The organism is Micromonospora noduli, assembly GCF_003264475.1.
Classification (GTDB): domain Bacteria; phylum Actinomycetota; class Actinomycetes; order Mycobacteriales; family Micromonosporaceae; genus Micromonospora; species Micromonospora noduli.
Map to the genome: position 1 here is coordinate 25,339 of NZ_PYAC01000010.1, position 20,766 is coordinate 46,104.

General features: G+C 69.0%; 10 protein-coding genes. 2 read left to right on the forward strand and 8 right to left on the reverse strand.

Annotated features, from left to right (window positions below):
- Nucleotides 1-135 precede the first annotated feature (135 nt).
- A complete protein-coding gene (locus MED15_RS13765) occupies nucleotides 136-492 on the forward strand; it encodes a DddA-like double-stranded DNA deaminase toxin (protein ID WP_112735825.1) in 357 nt (118 codons plus the stop codon).
- Nucleotides 489-902: an Imm1 family immunity protein gene (locus tag MED15_RS13770; RefSeq protein ID WP_112735827.1), complete on the forward strand. Its 414-nt coding sequence runs from the start codon at nucleotides 489-491 to the stop codon at nucleotides 900-902. The genes MED15_RS13765 and MED15_RS13770 overlap by 4 nt, the downstream gene beginning before the upstream one ends.
- 126 nt (nucleotides 903-1,028) lie before the next feature.
- Here the strand turns inward: MED15_RS13770 and MED15_RS13775 are convergent, their stop codons facing one another.
- The 8 genes from MED15_RS13775 to MED15_RS13810 form a co-directional block, all read right to left on the reverse strand.
- Nucleotides 1,029-2,099, reverse strand: coding sequence for a tyrosine-type recombinase/integrase (locus tag MED15_RS13775; RefSeq protein ID WP_112735829.1), 1,071 nt, complete (start codon nucleotides 2,097-2,099; stop codon nucleotides 1,029-1,031).
- Nucleotides 2,089-2,391 (reverse strand): AbrB/MazE/SpoVT family DNA-binding domain-containing protein, encoded by a 303-nt coding sequence (locus tag MED15_RS13780; RefSeq protein ID WP_112735831.1) that lies wholly within the window; start codon nucleotides 2,389-2,391, stop codon nucleotides 2,089-2,091. The genes MED15_RS13775 and MED15_RS13780 overlap by 11 nt, the downstream gene beginning before the upstream one ends.
- 441 nt (nucleotides 2,392-2,832) lie before the next feature.
- The gene (locus MED15_RS13785) at nucleotides 2,833-4,986 is read right to left on the reverse strand and encodes a UvrD-helicase domain-containing protein (RefSeq protein WP_112735833.1); all 2,154 of its coding nucleotides are present in this window, start codon (nucleotides 4,984-4,986) and stop codon (nucleotides 2,833-2,835) included.
- Nucleotides 4,986-11,366 carry a DEAD/DEAH box helicase gene (locus tag MED15_RS13790; protein ID WP_112735835.1) on the reverse strand — a complete coding sequence of 2,127 codons (6,381 nt, stop codon included), beginning with the start codon at nucleotides 11,364-11,366 and terminating at the stop codon, nucleotides 4,986-4,988. Before MED15_RS13790 ends, MED15_RS13785 begins: the two co-directional genes overlap by 1 nt.
- Nucleotides 11,363-16,087 (reverse strand): Eco57I restriction-modification methylase domain-containing protein, encoded by a 4,725-nt coding sequence (locus MED15_RS13795; RefSeq protein ID WP_112735837.1) that lies wholly within the window; start codon nucleotides 16,085-16,087, stop codon nucleotides 11,363-11,365. The genes MED15_RS13790 and MED15_RS13795 overlap by 4 nt, the downstream gene beginning before the upstream one ends.
- Nucleotides 16,084-18,948, reverse strand: coding sequence for an SNF2-related protein (locus tag MED15_RS13800; protein ID WP_112735839.1), 2,865 nt, complete (start codon nucleotides 18,946-18,948; stop codon nucleotides 16,084-16,086). The genes MED15_RS13795 and MED15_RS13800 overlap by 4 nt, the downstream gene beginning before the upstream one ends.
- A gap of 144 nt (nucleotides 18,949-19,092) precedes the next feature.
- Nucleotides 19,093-19,989 (reverse strand): hypothetical protein, encoded by an 897-nt coding sequence (locus MED15_RS13805; protein ID WP_244220455.1) that lies wholly within the window; start codon nucleotides 19,987-19,989, stop codon nucleotides 19,093-19,095.
- Nucleotides 19,990-20,213: 224 nt separating this feature from the next.
- Nucleotides 20,214-20,729: a DUF4365 domain-containing protein gene (locus MED15_RS13810; protein WP_112735841.1), complete on the reverse strand. Its 516-nt coding sequence runs from the start codon at nucleotides 20,727-20,729 to the stop codon at nucleotides 20,214-20,216.
- Nucleotides 20,730-20,766: the final 37 nt, after the last annotated feature.

Genomic DNA, 20,766 nt, shown 5'->3' on the forward strand with positions numbered 1-20,766 from the left:
GGTGGCGGCGGAATCCGTCGACCACCCGCACCCGCTGACCCGCCGCAGGCGGTTCTTCGGGCGGCCGCGAGTCTGGCGCGTCGCAGCGAACCGCAGGTCAAGACCAAGGCGTTTCTCCTCGCCGACGGGGCGATCGTGGGCGATCCCGACTTCTCGGCGGAGCCAGATGGTCGGTTGCGCAGCCGGCAGATCAGGGTGGGCAGGCTTCCCGCCGCGGGGGTGGGACTCAAGCCGCCGCTGACTCAGGCCATCGTGATGGACCACGCCGAGGCGCAGGCCGCCGCCGAGCTGCGCCGTCCCGGCAGCCCATCAGAGGTCACGCTCGTGCTCAATCACACCCCCTGCGACGACCCGATCAGACCCCTGGTCTGCGAAAAGATCCTTGCCACGATCTTGCCGCAAGGAACACGCCTGACGGTGTTCCTCACCGACGGCGACCGCACGTGGCTCCATAAGCTGTACGTCGGAACAGGCGAAGGGATCCGGCGATGAGCATCGACATCACCTGGGGACGCGGCGACGGCGCCGCATCGGTCAGCACGGTTGCCGAACTCGACGACGCACTGGACACGATCAGTCACGCCCACGCTGAGCAGCTGCCTTGCTGCGTTACCCTCATCGCTCCTAGCGGAGGCGAGTTCCCTGTCATGCTCGACATCTGCGTCGGGCACGCTGAACGGTCGTTCGTCTATCAAGTCGCCGTTGACGGCAGCAGCGCTTGGGGATACCAGCCAGACCTTGAACCAGGCCCCACGTTCACCTTCGACTACGCCGGCACGCCCACCGACGCCTGGCCCGAACGTACCCGCGTCACCAACGCGACCGCCCGGCAAGCCGCACGACAGTTCCTCACCAACGACGGGCAACGACCCCAGGCGCTGGCCTGGGAGATTGTCGAATAGCTCGAGCGTGGACGGCTCACGAGGCAAGTGCCGCAGCCGGGGTAGGGCGCGGCTCGCAGGGGCCTCGCCGCGTGCGGTGACCCCGGAGCCGCCTCACCCGGAGCACCGCACGCGGCTCCCCATCCCTTACTCGGTTGTAGGTGAGACGGCGCAGTTCGTCTGCGACCACCGCTCGGCGTGATCTGTCAGACGGGCCAGCGGATGGGGTTGGCCGGTCATGGCCGACAGCGCGTTGGCCACGTCGTGCAGATCCGCCTTGATGTAGGTGGTGGTGGAGGATCCGGGGCTGTCGGTGTGTCCGGCGTAGGCGCGGGCAATGCCGTAGCCGAAGTGTCGTTCCACCCAGGTCAGGGTGGTATGGCGCAGCCAGTGGGTCGAGATGCCGTGCACGGCTACCCAGGGCAGGCGCTCCCCTAAGCGTTGCCACATGTGGTCGTAGCGGCGGCTGGTGATCGGTTGGCCGTTGCGCGCGCGCAGGAGCGGATCGGTCGGTAGGACCGCGCCGCGAGCGTCGGCGTGCTCTCGCAGGTGTCCGGCGAGGTCGAGGGTGATGGGCTGCCAGCGGATGGTGGATTCTTTCTCGGTGAGGCGGACGAGTCCGTTGGTGGTGTCGAGGTCGATCAGCCGTAGGGCCAGGGCGCCGCCGCGGCGGCACGCGGTCTCGGTGTGCAGTCGCAGGAGCAGCGCGTCGAGGATGACGTCGTTTCCGCTGGTGCGCGCCATCGCGTTGATCTCCTCGAGCTCGTGTGCGGTCAACGCGCGGCGGGTGCCGGGTAAGCGTCGTGGTTTAGCGACTCGGTGCGCGGGGCTGGCGGCGGCGTCGATCAGCCCGTCGGCGATGGCACGTCGGTAGAAGGCACGCGCGGCGGCGATGACGTGCTCGCCGGCGTGCCGGCCGTTGCGGCTGTTGCGCCGCGACACTGCGCTGGCGATCATCGCCTGTTTCAGTGCCTCGACGTCGCTGGCGGTGACGGAGTCCAAGGGCCGATCGGGCCACGCGGCGGCCATCCGTTCCCAGTAGGTGCCGTAGGTGCGGCGTGCTCCGGGCCCAGCAGCGGCGACAACATGGGGCAGGTACTCGGCGACCGTCGGCACAACGGACGGCGTCGCGGGGTGCGATTGCAGATCGGTCACCGTGACGCCCAGGTGAGCCAAAACCTGGTGAGCGGCCGCGATGGCGGCGGGGTCAGCGGTCATTGTCGCCTCCCGCCAGGTGAGTGTGCAGGTCGGCAAGCAGGCGTACGACGGTGCTGACGGGATGCACGACGAGCAGGTCGTGCGCAACGATGGCGGCGAGCAGCACTGGTTGACCGGGCTCAATGCGGCACATGTGCCGGGCATTCGCCGGCAAGGGTAGGTCACCTCGACTGCCCACCTGGTGGAGGCCGTCATTGGCCGAGCAGATGATGATCATGCCGTGACGCGTCTCAATGTCGAGGCGGTGGTACGGGGACCAGCCCAGCGCGCGCAGAAGTTGCTGCACGCTCACCCGGCCACAGCGTGCCGGAAGAGCCATCCACAGCAACAGGGCCGCGTCCGTGATCGCCGACGGCGAGACTCGGGCAGGTAGAGCGGGCATCGGCATCGGGCTTGGACCCGGACGCGCGGGCAGGGCATCAGGTACGAGTGGACCGACGAGGTGTTCCTTCGGTCTGATAGGTGATGTCATGACCGAACAATCACATTCAGGCAGTACGTGACGAGGCGCGATCCGGTCGGCCGCCTCCTACCGGCCCTTCACCGGCCTTCGCCGAGATCAAGAGCACGCGCGATAGCAGATGAACCCTGTCGGCTACGGCTGAACGGCTCAGGTAGGTATGGATGAACGAGATCCGGTTACTGCGCAAGTCTCAGGCGCAGCCGATGTGCTTCGTTGCCGCGAGACGGTCGGGGCAACCTCGGCTGCCGCGACCGTTTCCGCTCCTCGCCGCTAAGAGCGCTGGACCACCAAGAGCTCATCACGGGCACGCGTTGCCGCTACGTACACCAATGACCGGGCCCGCAGCTCGGCTTCGTGCCGCTCGATGGCATCCAGACCCTTGAGCCTGACCTTCTCGGCAGCCGATTGGGGCCCCCCATCGGCGAGCACAACCTTGGCGAACTCCATTCCCTTGGCCCTGTGCATGGTCATCACCAGCACCCGGCCTTCCCCCGGGCGGTCGCGGTCGACTGCTCGTGCGGGCACGCCGCGCTCGTTGAGCGCGTTGACGACCCGTTCTCGCTGGAACTTGTCGGCTACGAGCACCGCGATCGTCTCGGGTGTCGCCCCACCATCGCACCACGAGCGGATGCGATCAGCGATGGTGTCGAGTTCGGCGACGAGCGACTCGACCGCTTCCACCGCTGGTGCCGGCCCCGATCGCGCCGAACGATATCCGGTAACCTCCGCCTGCTCTTCGAGGTCGACGTAGTCGCCGCCATCGAGCATGGCCATTGCGTAGCGCAGGTTCTGCGCGGTGGTGCGGTAGTTGAGACTGAGCCTCTGCGACCGGCCGACGATCTTGATGCTGTACCGGCCCAGCACGGTACGGCTGCCGTAGATGCGTTGGTGGGAGTCCTCGGCGATGAACAGGTCGTCGTCGCCCTCGGCGACCAGGGCGCGCAGCATCTGCCAGTGCGTCGGCGACAGGTCCTGACCTTCGTCGACGAGCACGTGGTCGGCCTCGCCGCCGCTGCCTGTCAAATGGGCGGCAGCGACAGCGGCTGCCTCGGCGAAGTCGAGCGTGCCGTCGATGCGACAATGCGCCCGGTAGGCGGCGATCAACGCCCAGACGCTGTCCCGCTTGGCGCGGTCGAGGGCGACCCCGCGGCCGGGCCGGCGTACTCGGCGGTACTCGTTCTCGTTCTTGACCTTGTTGGGCAGGACGATCTGCGCGTATTCGGCGCTGAGGAAGGTCTCGTTGACGATCTCCGGGGGCAGCGGGGTTGCCGATGCTTCGATGACGTCGCGCCACCGGCCGGTCGGAGTCCGGCCGGTCGGGGCGTATCGGGCGTCGCCCAGGACGGCTTGGATGGCATCGGCGATGCTGTCACCGGCGGCGCGAATGACAGCGGCGGCCAGCGCGTCGACGCTTGTCACGTACACGCCGGGTGCCGTGAACGCGGTTGCCTGCTGAACCGTCGGGTCCAGTTGGCCGAGACCGTCGCGCAGCGCGTCTGCCAGGTTCGTGGTGAAGGTCGTCAGCACGATCCGTGCGTCCGGGCGTTCGCGGGCCAGCGCTCGAGCCCGGTGCAGGAGTACTACCGTCTTGCCGGTTCCGGCGCCTCCAGAGAGCCGGAAGGGACCCCGGTAGCGACGGACGGCGTAGTGGCGCTGCTCGGGGTGCAGGAACACCCGCCACGAGCCGAAGTCGCCGTTCTCGATGACCCTGCGGAGTTCCTCCTGGCCGTCGATGAAGGCGAATTGCGCCTGGGCGGCGGGTTGCTGGAGCGACCGCAGCAGGTCGGCGTCGTCGTTGCCGGTCTGCTCGGGCGCTTCAAGGTGCAGCCGCTCGACGATGGTGTCGATTGAGTCCTGGGTGGCGAGGTCCACCAAGAGCAGTCCCAGCCAGCCTTCGTGGCGTTGGGCGAGATCCAGGATGGCATCCTCATTTGGCGCGGCCAGTGCCCGGTCGGCGACGTCGGTGGGGACGCCGAGCCGGTCGACGAGATCCGCGCGGGTCCGCCCGAGCTGAACCATAAGCGGCTCCGCCGGAGTTGGGTGGGATTCCGCCGGCCGGGTTGGGGCAGGAGGGTCGGCAGCCGGCGGCGCAGCGGGTTCCGCCTCTTCGATCTGGGGCAGGCCGTTGATCGGGTTGACCTTGAGGCGGACCCGGGCGGCGACGGTGATCGCGTCGTCGTGGGGCCACACGCCGTGGATGACGTAGTGGCACTCCCCCGCACCATCGAGCCGGAACATCACGGCTCGCCAGAACTGGTCGACCCGACCGGTGCGGACACGGGAATCGGCCGCGCCTGCTATCGGTTCGACGTGCAGGCCTGGCGTGGCATCGTCGGCGGAGAGCTTCTGCAGGAAGGACATCGCCTTCGCCTTGACCGAGCCGTCGATCTTGACAGGCCATTTGGTCATGATGATCGTCGGCATCAGTGCTCCCCGCTGTCGGTGGTGCCGGTAAGTGCCGCGACGATGGCATCCGGGTCTGGCGGCACGACGTGCCATCCGGCAGCACTCAGGTCGGCGCGGTCCTCGTTGGGCATGTCGTACAGGTCCACGGCGATGAGCCGCTGCGGCCAGCAGATGTCTATCGGGATGCCCTGCGGTCCTTCCGCGCCGATCAGCGGGGCGTCGAGGCCACCGTGGATGGCGAGGAGTCGGATCAGATCGCGTTCGGTGCCCGGGGCGGCCGACTCGTACGCGGACGCCCAGCTTTGGTCCACGCCGTCGGGCAGCCCGTCGGGGCCAGCGGGTTCCGGCCCGGCCGTCGCGGTGGCGGCAGGGCTGCCCGCCCGGCTGGTGGTGGTGATGACGGTGGGCCAGTCGCGCAGGGACATAACGTTCGACAGCTGCAACCACAGCCGCCAGGCGTCGGCGTGTGCCGCGTCGAGGGCCTGCTCCCGGTCGTCGAGCACGAGCGCGGCGTGCACTGCCGACTTTGTCGGTTCGACGACGACGGCCAGGGCGCCGAACTGCCGTACCAGGACGGTCCGATCGCCGGGTGGCAGCCCCTCGCCGAGCAATGCGGCCCGCCCTACTGAAGCGAGGCTGACGCCGTCGCCGCAGGTGCGGCGGGACTTACCATCGACGAGGAACATCGGCACGGCCCGCGCGACGATCCCCAGGTCCGCGGGCTTGGGCGCGGACACCCAGGCGAGCAGCCAGGAGATCGGGCCGGAACGCAGCCCTTCGTACGCGCTCGGCGCGGCCTGGAACGGCGGCTGTTTGATCAGTTTGGCCACCGTCGCCTCGGCGAACCAACCCGGGGCGGTGCTGGTGTCCTGCTCGGCCGCAGTGAGGTCGGCTGCGGTGACGGCCAGGACGATGCGCCCGGTGTCTCGCAGGATCTGTCGTTTCTCGGCGTCCTCGGCGAGCCGGTTGCGGGTCGCGACGGCGTGGAAGGCGTGGCCGTCGGTGAATACGGCGACGGCCGGCACGGAGGTGTCGTTGGACTCCAGCAGGAAGTCGGGACGGGAGTTCTCGACGTTTACCTGCGGAGTGAGGGTCCACTGCCGGTGGTCGCCGGGCAGGGTGAAACGCAGGGCATTGCCCCAGGGTTTCGGCACCTCGGTGGTGGCCGCCCCGATCGCCTTCAACCGCCGCGCGATGAGTTTGCGGAACCGCTGTTCCAGGTGCGATTCAGGGCTGTCCTGCGGCGGCGTTGTGATGAGCGTCCATGGCGGGCCGTCGGGGGTGTCGGCGTCCTCGCCCAAGGCCAGCAGGTGGGCGAGGTGCCGCTCGGCGGCGGCCCGGGAGGTGCGGCGCAACGCGGCGGGCGGGGTGAACGGCAGCAGGCATCGATGGCAGGCGAGGCGTTCCTCGTGGCGGCACTCGCAGTCGTGCACTCGCTGCCAGGCAAGCGCGAGCAGGCCGCGCAGCTGTTGCGGGTCGGCCAGGTCGGCCAGGTATCCGGTGCCACCGGGAACCACGTCGTGCAGCAGCAGCGCGTCGTGATTGTCGGTGCCGTCGCTCAAGGTGGGGTCGACGACATGCTCGACTCTCAAGTGGTCGGGGTGCCCACCGATCTGTTCACGCAGCCCGAGCAGGACCGCTGCCGCCAGGCTCGGCACGGCGAAGTCGTCGCCGAGGGTGACCGCGTACGGCAGGCGCAGCAGCAACCCCTGGGTGCGCAGGGTGCGGGAGAGCGCGACGGCGACCGTGTTCTCCACGGCCGACCTCCGGTACGGGCACCAGGCGCGGTGTTCGTGCGGGCGGTTGCGGCCGGAGTCGGTGTCGAGCTTGCCGCATCCGCTGCACACCCGGAACAACGCTCCGGTGCGTTCGTCGGCCGAGATGATCCTTGACGTGCCGTGTCCGGGTGCGCCGACGTTCAGCCAGCGCAGGTCCATCGTGCGCAGGTAGGTGCAGCCCAACCCGGTGTTCTCGGCGAACCACTTCGCCGCGACACCGGCCGGGTCGATGTCGGCGGCCGTGATGAGCTGGAAGGGGATGCGGTCGCGCTGATCGCGCCGGTCGGAGATTTTCACTTCGTCACGGCGCACCTCGGCGGAGACGTGGGACAGTTCGACGATGTCAAGACGCTGGCCGGTGTCAGCGATGCCGGTGCTGCCACACCGCGGACATTTGGTGATCTGCTGTTCCCGCCCGGTGGCGGCAATGTCAGCCGCGTAACCACAATCGGGGCAGAACACCCAGGGGCGAATGGATTCACCGTCGATGCCAAGGTCGATCGCGTCGACGGCAATCTCCCAGCCGCGGGCGTAGAAGGTGGCACCTGGTGCGAATTCGCGGATCGCCTGCGCCGAACCGCGCTGGAACTGGGCGCTGTCACTCTCGAACTCGCCGGAGTCGGGGTTGGTCCAGCTGATCCCGACAGCGAGGGTGACAGTGTCGTCGAGCAGCGTGTAGTTGGGCAGCAGGCCGTGTTCCTCCAGCACGCTGATCCAGTATTCGCCGCGCAGGTGCCCGAGTTGCCCGCCGATCAGCTTGCGGGTGGTCTTGGCCGACCGCAGGGCGCGCTTGTCGTCATCGGTGACGGCCGGGGACGCGGCCTTGGCCTCGAGTTCAGGCAACACCTTGTTGATCTCGGTCTGGCGCCGTCTCAGCGTCTCGACGGTCTGCTGCCAGCGCCGGCTGGCCGCGTGTACGTGCCCGGCGAACAGGCTGGTGCCGACTCCGGCCACCGGGTTGACCCAGTCGGTGAGGGCATCGACTGTGGGCGAGGGCAGTGACCCAACGGTGTCGGTGAAGCGGCGTACCGCGTCGGAGCCGCCCGCCTCGGCCACGGTGATGAGTTCACCGAGGAACGAATCCGGGTCGCTGGACCCGATGGCCTGCTGTGCACTGTTCGGGTGGGTGTATCGGTCGTCGCGGGCCATGCCGTCGACGAGGAAGGCCGTGAACTGCCGGCGCAGGATTTCCTCGGCGCTCAGGTAGGTGGCGGGCGGGCGGACCTCACCGTTGATGACCGACAGTGGGTCACCGAGCTTGGGTAGCTGGTCGCCGCGTCCGGTCAGGTAGGCCAGGTTGAGGGCGTTGCCGGTGATGCGCCCGGCCCGCCCCACCCGCTGAAGGTAGGACGCGACGGTACGGGGCAGCGACGAGAGCAGGACCGTGGACAGGTCGCCGATGTCGATGCCCATCTCCAGGGTGGGGGTGGCCACCAGCACGTTGGGCGCGTTCGGCTCGGTCGCCGACCTCTTGAAGCCCTCCTCGTAGCCCAGCCGGGTGGCGTCGTCGAGCAGGCTGGTGTGCTCTCGGGCGACGATTCGGCGCATGTCCGGGGAGGCGTACAGCCGGCGGTAGAAGTTGTCGGCCAGGGCCTCCCGGGTCAGCCGGCCGTGGCAGCGCACCAGCATGCACGGTGCCCCGTCGAGCTGGTCGACGGTGGTGCGGCTGCCCGGCACCAACGCCCGACAGGTGTCGCAAGCCAGCAGGTGGCGCTTGGCGGTCAGGTCGTCGAGTCGGGCCGGTGCGACCACGACGCCGGACGACGGGATCGCGTAGACAGTGGCGCCACTCTGGCTGGTGACCGTGGTGAGGACACCGTCGCGGGCGAGGCGGTCTAGCAGCAACCGGGCGAGCCGTCCGCCGTCGGCCGGGCTGACCGACAGCGCCCGGGAGGTCCACCGCGCATACCAGGACTGGGCCGGGGTGACGGCGTCCAGGTCGCTGTCCCGGACCGGATTGGCGGAGCCGCCGACGCGCGGATAGCTGGGCGCGGGCCGCGTGTTGGGAAAGGCGGGCATGCCATCGCCTCGGGGCCGCCCGCCCCAGATGGACCAGCGGTTCCCGTCCTCCTGACGGAACGTGGTGAACCAGGGATGGTCGATGGCGCCCTGCACCCGCATCCGGTCCAGTACGCCGCGCACCCACCGCACAAGCGCCTCGCCGGTCGGCTCGGCGTTGTCCGCACCGAGTGCATCCTGCCCCGCGAACCCGGTCAGGACGGTTCGGGCCGCGGCGGCCATCCTGTTCGGTGGGCCGGCATCCACCTCGACGGTGGCGGCGCCGGTCAGTTCGAGGGTCCGGCCGGTGCGCGAGTTGAGCCCGAACTCCATGGCCACGTCGAGGGCGAGCCGTTTCCGGACCCGGGACATCACCCGGGCGGGCACACCTCGCAGCGTCTTCGACGTCCAGAACGGGGCGAACGACTCCCGGTCGACGCAGTCGGGGCCGAGTAGGCGATAGCGCTGGAAGTTGTCCTCACCGGTGCGGCGAATCGCGTCCTCGACCAACGCGTCCAGGGTGAGGGTGCCGGGGGCGATCGCGGCGTTGAGCGCGGCCCGAAGGGTCAAGGTGTGCGATCGGGCCTCCACGAAGCCCGCCCGGTGCGCGGCGTCCTGCACCGAGTCGGTGAAAACCAGGGCCTTCTTTTCCTGTACGTCGAGAGCCGCCGACCCGAAGAGGGTGGACAGGGACACCGACAGCAGGGTGGCGATGGCGCTGCCGAGGAACCGGATGCCGTCCGGCTGGGCACAGGACGGGCAGGTGTCGTCGCGCGCGTGCTCGTCGGCGTCCCGACCGACGGTGGTGAGCACCGGCAGGATCCACCCGTCGCGCAGGTCCGAGTCATCGTCGGACGGGGCGGCGGCGAGCAACTCCCGGCCCCGTACCGAGAACCAGGCCAACCCGTCGGGCTGCGCGTTCCCGTCGTAGGCGGCGCTGGCCTCGACCTGCGCGTACAACAGGGCCCGGAAGCGCCCTTCGCGGGTGGCGTGGTTGCGTCGGATGGTTTCGTCGTCGGCGGCCAGGCCGGTGCCGACCGGCGCGAGCGCGACACCCCAACCGGACCGGCCGCAGAACCGGCAGTAGACGGCCGGGAACGACGGCCGGATGTCCTCGGTGTCGCCGCCGGCCACGGGCGGCCCGTCGTCGCCCCAGCGGAACCGGGCGGTGCTGTCGGCGGCACGGTCGATGCGGGTCAGTTCGCGCACCCACAGGTGCACGTCGACGGCGAGCGCGTCCCGTCCGGCGACCGCCCGAATGTGCCCGAGACCCGCCACCACAGCCGATATTGCCTGCGACCAGTCGGTGTCGAAACCGCCTGCCGCGAGGCGGGAGGTGCGCCGATCGGGCTGGCCCGCGATTCTGCGGACCAGGTCGTCGACGCTGACCGCGTCGACGGTCTCGTAGGTGAGTTCCTGCACCAAAGGGTGCGCTTTCGCCAGGGCGAGCAGCAGGTCCGGCCCAGCCGCCGCGAGCCGGTCACGGTCCCCGGACCAGAGCAGACCCAGGATGGTACGGGCGAGGGACGCGCCATCCGGGTCGGCGCCGAGCGCTTCGACGGCCGCGCGTACCTTGTCGGCCCGGAACTCGTCGGCGACGGTGAACCCGGCGGCGGCGGCGACGGTTTCCGCGTCATCGACCCATTCGGCGAGGTCCTTGCGGGTCTCGGTCACCACCGCGTCGGCGGGGAACGGCTCACCGAACACGGTCTCAGCGAAACCGAGCATGGCGCCCGGATCGCCCTTGTCGCCCAGGGTCGCCGACGTCGCCACCGGGGTGATCAGCCCCAGCGGTCGGGACCGGGCAGCCGCGGTGACGGCCGGGTCGTCGGCGCGCCAGTGACTCTTCAGCGCCAAGCCGAGCCGGCGCAGCAGCATGGCCACGTCGGTGCCCTGCGCGCCGTCATACGTGTGGAACTCGTCGAGCACCAGGTAACGCAGGCTGGTCGCGGACTGCTCCCACAGCTTCCGATCCTGGTGGCGCAGCAGCAACTGGTCGAGCATCTTGTAGTTGGTGAGCAGGATGTCGGGCGCGGTGTCCCGGATGATCCCCCGATCGGTGATCAACCCGTCGGCGGTGACCATCGTCCGCGGCCGCCCCTTCTCCCCGGTGTAGAGCGCCGCGGTGATCGACGCCAACTCCGGGTGGCCGGTCAGCAGCCCGGTGAGGCGGCCGGCCTGGTCGTTGGCGAGCGCGTTCATCGGGTACAGGATCAGCGCCTTGATCCCGGTGACGCCCTCCAGCCGAGCCCTGCGCACATGGTCCAGGATCGGATACAGGAACGCCTCGGTCTTGCCCGAGCCGGTGCCGGTGGTGACGAGCGTCGGCTGCGGACGCCGCCCGCCCAGGGAGGTCAGCCGGGCGAACGCGGCGGCCTGATGACCGTACGGGTCCGGGCCCGCGTACCAGTCGAGGTGTTGCCGCCAGCCCTCCTCCGCGGGCCGGAACGGCAACCGCAGGCGCACGTACGGGCCCTTGAACATGCCGGTGACCGGGTCGGACAGGAACGTGTCAAGGCCGTCGCGGGCGTCGGTGTCGGTCAACGCGAACGTCGTCGTCAGATAGTCGACGAGGCTGTCTCGGACGTTTGCCGCCTGAACGGTGGGCAGCAGCTCGGTCACGAACGCTCCCGCAGGCGCTCCGCGAAGACCGCGTACGCCTGGCGCATGTCCGCCTCCCGATCCAGGGTGATGAACGGCAGCTCGTAGGTGTAGGTGTTGCCGGCCTGGTTGGTGGCGGTGCGCTCCTCGGCGGTGATCCGGTCACCCTTCCTACGACACGTGGTGAGCACCGAGTTGGGCACCAGCCGGCCGTTGGCGTCGTAGACGTAGACGTTGCGGTCGTAGCCGCGCAGCACCGCGAACTGGGTTCGGTAGATCGAGCACAATTCGTCGGCGGTCAGGCCGAGAGCAAGCGCGACAAGCGCGTCGGTCTCCACGAGGGCCTGCCGCCGGTCGGCCGCGATCCGCAACGGTGTCTCCGCAGTCCACTCCGGCCCGACCTGCCCGAGCGGAGCACGCCGCTTGTGCTCGAATCCGCCTGCCCAGTCATCTTCGCCGAATGTCGAGGTGAAGGCTTCCGACCAGAGCGGGGCATAGGACTCGACGACGCAGTTGAGCCTGAGTGCACGAAGGGCGAGCGCGTCATAGGTCATACCTTGGTCGGCGACCCACGGCAGCCGGGTGATCGCAGGTGCTCGGATGTCGCCCTTCGGCGCGACCCTCGTCATGAAGTCAGACACAAGCGAGCCGAGGACAGCCTGTAGGACGGCGGTCGGCGACATCGCGCCAGGATCAGCCGCAGAGAAGACACCGTCAACGTGGGCCGCGCCAGGCGGGATGATCGCCGGGATCAGGGTGCGCTCGCCCTGGTTGGCGGCCATGCGACGCCAGGCGATGCGGTAGTGGTCGCGGGCGGGGTCTGGGTAGTCCTCGTCGCCCCAATCGGTGTAGGCGCAGTCGTAGTCGTAGCGGTCGCCTCGGGGTTTATAGGCGGTGGCCGGCATGGCGTCCGCCGTCAGGGCCTCGAAGTCAGTCGTAGTCCAATCCCTGTGATGCATCAAAGTCGGATTCGGTTCTTTATAGAGCGGCGTCGACACGAACAGGTGCGGCCCCTGCAGGATGACGTCGTTCCAAGACTCCGGCGCGCCCCACTCCGACTCGAAATAACCCTTCTTGCGGTCGATGCTCTCATCCCAGCCACGCGAGAAGCGCAGGCCGAGGTCGCCGATTCGTCCGGCGCGGGAGAGCTTTTCGAGGACCGCCGCGCCGGACTGGTTCACCGCATACACCATCCGGGTCTGCCGGACCGGCACCTCGTCGGTCTCCATCGTGGCGTGCCAGGCGCGCAGCGTCTCCTCGGTGACCCTGGTGATCCGCGAGGCGTGCGGGCGCACGTCCCAGCGACCGTCGTCGTCCTTGAGGCCCGGCTCCGGGCCGGAGCCGTCATGCGCCAGCGAACGCACCGCCGTGTCGGGGTGATAGAGCCAGCTCGCCTGGGTGAAGCCCGGCCGGTCGTGTCGTGACCCGTGCACCGTCACACCGAAGTGCTTCTCGTTCTGAATCTCAAAGAGCTTGAGTTCGTTGACGAAGTGCCAGTGGCGGCGGAGGCGCCGATACAGCTCCGAGCGGAGCGATCCTGCCTTCTCGTCGGTGAACAGGGAGTTCAGATGGATCATGCCGGTGGTGCCACGCGGCGAGCCATGCCGCCACATCACCTCCATGAAGCAGCGGTACAGATCCGGCTGGAGGCCTTGCAGGTGCGGGTACTGCCCGACCGAGCCGACGAACGCCGCGATAGACAACACCTCCGCGGTGCCGTCGATCACCAGGTCGGTCATGCCCGGCAGCGCCAGGGTCGCCCTCCGCCTGGCGGCGACCTGCGCCTGACTCGGCTTCAGCGCCAACTGCCACCACGGATCGCCCTCAGCCAGCAGGGCGTTCACGTCAGAGCGGGGTCGCACCCACGGTGGGTTACCGACCTGGAGGTCGAAGCCGCCCCTGGCGAACACCGTGGCGAAGTCCAACTGCCAGTGGAAGAAGCCCTGCCGCGCGGCGATGCGCTCGCACACCACCAGCCACGGGTACTCCCGCAGCACCGTCTCCACAGTCTTGGCGTTGGCGAACCCGATCTCCATCCGCTCGGCCTCGTTGAGCTCGTGCCAGCTCAACCCGGCGGTCAGGGTCGGCCCGGACGCTTTGCGTTTGCGCAGTTCCGGGTTGCGCCCCAGCAGCGCCTGCAACCCCGCCACCCACTGTGCGACGCTCGGCGGGGCGATCACCTCGCCGTTCACGGTGGCCGGCTCGTCGGTAAGCGGCCAGAACCACAGCGCCGTCCACGCGTCCATCGCCCGGCGCAGCCGCCGGTAAGCGCCGTCCTCGTCGGCGAGCGCCGCCTCGATCTCCTCGCGCTGCACCGCCCCGCCGGCCGGTAGCACGCCCGCCTCCCACACCGGGATACGTCGGCGGATCTGCTGCTCGGCGAGGTCCAGCCGGCGGTAGGCGATCTGCCACAGTGACTCGACGCGGTGCGCCAGTTCGGCGTACGCGTCAGTGGTTTGCTTTGTGGGTTTGGTCTTGGTGCTTCCCCGCCAGGTCTTCAGCTTCTTCGCGGCCGCGGGGGCGAGCGCGACGGCCTCCTTGGCGTCGGCGGCCGAACCCCAGCCGTCGGCGGGTAGCAGGAAGTGGTGGATGCCGTCGGTGCCGATCCGGCCGGCGGCCATGTCGTCGACCAACGAGGTCAGCGGCAGCTCCGCCGGCACCGCGCCCAACCACGACTTGTCGGCGACCTGGCTGCGGCGATAGACGGCTCGGCGGGCGCCGATCAGCGAGTTGCCGCGCCGCAGGTGCAGGCCGAACCATGGCGCCGGCAGACCCGGCACCATCGTGTCCAGCCACAGGGTGATCTCGGCGAGTTCGACGGCGGTGGCGTTCAGGTCGACGCCGTAGACGTTGTGTAGGGCGAGGTACGCCTTCACCTCCTGCAGGCGTTTCGGGTAGTCGTCCGGGTCGATGGACTTGCCCTCGCCGGCCAGCTCCTCCTTGCGGCGCTTCAGATATTGCTCGGCGAGCTGCCGCACCGCCTCGATGGCGAACGCACCGGAGCCGAGCGCCGGCTCACAGATCGTCATGCCGAGGATGTCGGCCGCCGGTGTGCGTTCGCCGTTCTGGTCGAGCAGCTCCTCCAGTGCCTGCCCGACGGTGAACTTCGTCAGCACCTCGGGGGTGTAGAAGGACGCCGACTGCTGGCGCTCCCGGCCGGCCAGCCGGAACACGAACGAACCCTGCCGGTGCAGCACCGGCCGCAGTTCGCCGGTCACCGGGTGGGGCAACCGCACGAAGTCCGCAGGGGCGATGCCGGCTGCCCGGTCCACCGGCACCACCCAGGAGCCCTTGCTGCCGTCGCCGGCCTTGGCGACCTCGTACAGGTCCGTCTCGGCGAAGAAACCGGTGTACGACATCAGCCCCTCGTAGACCGCGCCGAGCTGGTTGATGCCCAGCTCCGCGTACGAGATGAAGCCCCGGTCCCGGCCCCGCCGCTCCTTACTCAGCAGCAGGTGGGTGAGGACCTCCTGTAGGGCGGCGTTGCCCAGGCCGACCGCGTCGATGTGCGCGGTCGCGCTGGGCCCGAACAGGTCGGCGCGCAGCGGGTTGAACGTCATCCCCGGGGCGGACAATGCCTCCTCGTCGGCCGGCTCGACGCTCTGGTGGCCCTTGTCGACGAGCCGGAACAGCACGCCAAGCGACTCGTAGAGGTGCGTGCCGGTCCGCCCGCGCGGGGTGGCCAGCTCAACCTGGACGAGTTCCCGCAACCGGTCCAGGCTGTAGCCGCGGTCGTACTCGGGGGCGCCGACCGGCAGTACGCCCAATTCGGGCGATGCCTCGGCATAGAGCAGGAAGAGGATGCGATAGAGAAAACGCAGCGCCTGCTTGGCCAGCGGCTGCGCCTCGGCGGCGGGCAGCGGGTCGAGGCCCTGGGCCCGGCGTCGGACCACCACCTCGTTGGCGATGATCTCGATGGACAGGCGTACGCCGTCGCGGAGGTCCTTCGAGACGCCGACGGTGTGTTTGATCGACTCGTCGAGGACGCCGGTCCACCACAGGTTGCCGTCCGCGTCCGGGGCGATCGACGCGGCGGACAGGCAGGTCAGAGCGCGGTCGATTTCGCCGCCGCGTCTGGTGTCGTTGCGTTCGCAGATCAGTTGCAGGTCGACGGCGAGATAACGACCCTCGGCCCACCGTTCCCGCTCGGCCAGCACCGCCCATCGGCCGGCCAGGATGAGAATCAGATCGGGGGCGTCGTCCTCACCGAACAGGGCGGAGGTTAGCCGCGCGGCGGAGGCGAGTTCGTCGCCGTCGTCGTGCAGGCGCACCGGCGCGGCCAGCGTCGGGCCGTCCTTGGCGAGGACGTCCTCGACCGTGGCGACCGGCTGGGCGAGCACGACAACCAGTGGCGCCCGATCGGTGATGCCGGGAGCCGACACGCGCAGGATCGGCCCGTCCCCGTCCCCGTCCACGGCGAGGCCGTGCCGGCGCAGCTCCAGGACGTCGACGATGCGGTGATGGATCGACGCGACCGCGGCGGCAACGGTCTGCGGATCGGTGGCGCCGAGGTCAGCCTCGACGTCGGTCAGCTCGGCCAGCTTGGCGAGGTCCGCCTCCAGCTCCTGCCGAGCGTCGACGAACCGGCTGTGCGGGGTGGGCCGGCGCGCGTCGGTCTCGGCGTCCCATTCCTTACGACGCTCCAGCACCCGGGCGCGGAACGACTCCTTCGTCGCGTCGGTCGTGAAGTAGTGCTCGGAGATCCAGCCCTCACCGACCAGGATCGCGTCGGACATGCTCATGCGGTGCCTCCCGTCTGCGGCACGACGACCAGCAGCGGGCGCACCAGTTGCCGGTCCGGGTTCATGTCGGCCACCAAGCTCTGCTCCTGCGCGATGCTGACCCGACGTTGCTTCAGGTCGCGTCGCTGGATGAGCGCGTCTGCCTCGTCCTGCCACTGGGCGAGCCGGTGCGACCATTGCTCAACCCGGTGCGCGACGTCCTTCTCGGCCGCGGCGAACAGTTCACGCATCTGCGCGCGGGCGTGCCGCACGGCCGGGGCGAGGAGTCGGCCGAGCGCCTCGGCGTCCGGGACCGGGCCCGGATTGGCCTGCGTGGTGTCGAGGCCCAGCGTGGCGAACGCCGCGGCGGCCGACGGGTGCGGGGTCACCGGGGCGAACGACAGGTTCGCGGGCAACGGGAACTCGACGGTCAACCATCCCGCCGAGACGACCTGCCCACGCCGGTTGGTGAGCGTGCCCAACAGCAGCACCGTGGGGTCGTTGACGTCACCACGTATCGCGAACACCTGGTTTCGCCCCAACCCGGCCAGGGCCCGGTCCGAGGCCCAGTCCAGCACCGGATGCAGCGGGCTGAGGAAGTGCGCGTCCGGCCAACTGGAGCCAGTGTCGTCACGAAGCGCTTGGTCGAGACGGTCCCTGCCCCGAGCCAGGGTGGTGGCCAGCACAAGCTTCTCGGTGACTCGCCGGTCGGCGAGATAGCTCTGCGGCAGGACGTCGAGACGTTGCACCAGGTCTGGCGGCGGGGTCAGCTCGGCGGTGCCGAAGGCGGGGTCGCGGCGCCAGGCGACACCGTTGTTGCTCGGCGGCCCGGTCGGATCGACGAAGGCGGCATGCAATGCCTCTTCGAGGTAGGAAACCTCGTCGGGATAGAGCCCGGAGCCGGCTGTCCCGGTTGTCCCCGGCAGCGGCACTTCGTCGTCGTCGGCGTCGACGATGCCGAAGAACATCGCCGACAGGTCGTCACCCGCCAACACCTCGTCCGGGGTACGCACCACGTCGTCGAGGGCACGCTGCCCGGCGAGGACAGCACGGATGGCCTCCTCCTCGCCCTTCACGTCGTACTGGCCCATCAGCGAGGCGACGTCACCGAGCGCGCGGTGCGCCTCGTTCTCCTTGTCGACGAGCCTCGCCAGGATGCGGATGTCGCCGGCGAACCGGCCGCCGTCGGGCTCCAGCAGCAGAGCGGTGATCCGGGGTGGCTGCTGCTGGCCGTACCGGTCGATGCGGCCATTGCGTTGCTCGATGCGGATCAAGCTCCACGGGATGTCGTAGTGGAACAACTCGTGGCACTGTGCATGCAGGTTGACCCCCTCCGAGGCGACGTCACCGGTGACCAGGACGCGGATCGGGGCATGTTCCTGCTTGAACGCGTCGACGATCTGCTGCTGCTCCTTGTCGGGCAAGCCCCCATGCATGATCGCGACGGCTTCGGCGGGTAGGCCGAGGTCGGCTGGCAAGTGCTTGTGCAACCAGGTGAGGGTTGCTACTCGTTCGGCGAACACCACCGCCCGCGCCGGCGACCCTGACGCGACGCCGACATCGCGGAGCTGCCGGACCAGCTCGGCGTACTTGGCCGAGCCCTCCGCGAGCGCCGCCGCGTTGAGGCTGGCGAGCCGATCCAACGCCGCGCGTTCTCTGGTCGCGGCGGCGTCGTGCCCGAGGCGACTGAGTCGCTGCCGGATGGTTTCCGCCAGCGCGGCTGGCGACGACAGGAATGCCTTGGCCAGCGTCCACGGGAACAGTGACACGTTCTCCCCGGAGTAGGGGGTGCGACGGTCCGGCGGCCACAGCCACACGTCCTCAAGCTCATGGGCGACCAGGTTCTCCGCCCGGTTCGCGGACACCAGCACGTTCTCCGGCTCCTGTCGTTCCGCCCAGTCGGCGCCGACGACACTGGCCACCTCGTCGCTGTGCCGGTGGCGCCGAATCACCAACCGTTCGATCTCGGCGGCCACCAGGTCACCACCGGGTGGGATCGCGGACGGGTCGAGCAACCGGACCAACTCGGAGAAGGACTCCTTGCGGCCGTTGTGCGGAGTCGCCGAGGCCAGGATCAGCGTCTCGGCATTGCGGGACAGCGTGCGGGCCAGCTTGTTGTTCTGTGTGGCCGAATTGGAGAGGTTGTGCGATTCGTCGATGACGACCGCGTCCCAGCGTTGCTTCTTCAGGCTGGCCGAGTACCGCTCAGACTTGAGCGTGTCGATTGAGATGATCGCTCGCCGGAAGTAGGTGAACGGGTTGCGGTTGGCCGGTAGCTTCTGTCGAACCCGTTGGATGCCGGACGAGTCGAGACGGACGAACGGCAGCGCGAAGCGCGACCACAACTCCTGTTGCATCTGTTCGAGCACGTGGCGCGGGGTCACGATGAGGATGCGCTCGCCTCTGCCACGGCGAACCAACTCCGACAGGATCATGCCGATTTCCAGGGTCTTGCCGAGCCCCACCGCATCGGCCAGGAGTATCCGGGGACGCAGGTTGTCGGGGTCCAACGCCTTGCGCACGGCGGTCTGCTGGTAACTGAGCGGAGTGGCGAGCGCCTGGGTGGCGACGGTGAGCGAACGATCGGCCAGCGGCACGGCGGTCTTGCGGTAGGTGGACTCCAGCCAGAGTCGAGCGTTGCGATAGCGCGGGCTGCCGTCCGCCACGACTGTTGCGGCCGCCGGGTCGAGCGGTGCGATGGGGTCGATGGAATGGTAGAAGCTGGCCGTGACGTCGCGCACCAGTTCACCCAGGCCACGGACGTGCACGAGGAGCCCGTCGGCGGTTTCCTCGGCGGTCTGCACCAGCCATTCCTCGTCGCGAATGACCACCACCGACCCTGGTGCCACGTCGAGTGCGGACCCGGAACGGACATCGTTCACGATCGTCCTCCTCCCCATCGAACCGCTGCGGCCCGAAGATCCTATGTAGATATCCGCGGCTAGGAGACCCGTCGTCCGTGCCTGCTGGCTGGATCAAGGGCGCTCACGGTCGTACGAGTGGTGGAATCACCGCTGGTAGACCGGTCAGGACGGAGTGTTATCGCCAAGGACTTCGACGAGGGAAACCCGCTCGATTCGCCCACGCAACGCGATTCCCGTGACCCGCACGTGCTGCCGGCGCCCGTGTGCCTCGACGAGCCGCTGATAGAGCACGTCCGGCAGGAGCACCCGAACGGAGCGTTCCGAGGACCCGTACACCGTCCTTATCGGACCACGTACGGTCGCCTGACCGCCCTCACCGGTTTCCCGCCGGAGCTTGCTGACCTGACCCTCGACCGTGACCTCGCCGTCCGGAACGGCCACCTTGAGCTGCTCCGCCGCCGTGTGCAGCACCTCGATCCGGCGGGTACCGAAGCGGAACGATCGAGCCGGCACGGAGGACGGGAGCTGATCAGCCCAGTTGAACCTGACGTCGTAGGGAACACCGTCACGGCCGAGTTTGGCCAAGGCCTCACAGACGTTCGCCGACACGCCCTCACCTGTGCGGCGCAGGAAGAGCCCAAGATCGAAGTCGCGCTGGGCCTCACCCGAGGCGGCGAAGCATGCCCGCACCGCGCGGTGCATCTGCAGCGACACCCGCCGCGCGAGCGGCGGATCGGCACTCGCGTCCGCGCGTGGAACGGCAAGCTGCGCCGCGATCGCCCAACTCCCGGCGCGCGGCGTGCCCAGTCGTACGGTGCGGGCGAAGTCGAGCACATCCTCCGGACGGCGACCCTGCACCAGCATCGGCTGCTCGCTCATCAACGCGTAGGTGGACGAGACGACCAACTCCCGCACTCCCGCCAACGCGTCCACCGCATTGAAAAGGGGAATCGTCCCGGACGGGCCGCCGGGCAGAAGCCGGAAGGAGAGCGTATCCGCGCCGGTGGTCTGTAGATCGTCGAGGAGCAGACGGATCGGACGCTCCTCGACGGCCGCCACAGTGGTGAGGAAGTCGGAGACACGATTCGCGTAGTCGCGCAGGTCCCGATCGCCGGGGACGAGCACCTGGAAGTCCCCGTCGGCCTCGCGTCGTGACCACAGAGTCGCCCGTTCGAGGCGCTGTTCCGGCGCCCAACCGGTTGACGACAGATAGCGGCTCAATGTCTCAGGTGTCAACCCTGACGCGGCGCGCAGCTCGTCAGCGCTCATGGCGACAGAGGGCATCATGACGCAGGCACTCGTTGCGCCGGACGGGGTTCGAGAAGCGATCGCAGACCCTTGACGGTCAACACGTTGCGCTTCGGCACGGGAACCGTGACGTGGCGCTGCACGGCGTGGTCGATCAACGGCGACGTCCGCAGCGACGCCCAGTATCCGCAGTGATTGAGTCGCAGGGATGTCTCGTCCGCCTGGGCGTACCGACCTGCATCCGCGGGAACGATGATCAGGAAGAGGTAACGCGACACAGCGAACCCCTCACCGGCGAGGTTGTTGTAGTGACGCACGTCCATCGGGTAGAGCCAGTCGAGGTCGGTCCCCTTAGGACTGGACCAGGACTTGACCTGGGCCTCGATCTTAGGGAAACGGACGGTGCCCCGCATTCCCGGAAAGTCTATGGAGAAGTCGACCCCGGTATGGTCGACGTCCTGTTGACCGGCGATCAGGCCGGCGGCGCTGGCCAGGACACGCACGAAGCTCTCGCCGAAATATCCTTGATGGTTGTACTTGCCGTAACTCATCCACCTTGCCCCAGGCCCACACCGGACGCGCTCCGTA

Bases quoted from the DNA above. Each gene is read 5' to 3' on its own strand.
- MED15_RS13770 (WP_112735827.1), top strand. From the start codon at position 489: ATGAGCATCGACATCACCTGGGGACGCGGCGACGGCGCCGCATCGGTC.
- MED15_RS13795 (WP_112735837.1), bottom strand. From the start codon at position 16,087: ATGAGCATGTCCGACGCGATCCTGGTCGGTGAGGGCTGGATCTCCGAG.
- MED15_RS13810 (WP_112735841.1), bottom strand. From the start codon at position 20,729: ATGAGTTACGGCAAGTACAACCATCAAGGATATTTCGGCGAGAGCTTC.
- MED15_RS13775 (WP_112735829.1), bottom strand. From the start codon at position 2,099: ATGACCGCTGACCCCGCCGCCATCGCGGCCGCTCACCAGGTTTTGGCT.
- MED15_RS13785 (WP_112735833.1), bottom strand. From the start codon at position 4,986: ATGCCGACGATCATCATGACCAAATGGCCTGTCAAGATCGACGGCTCG.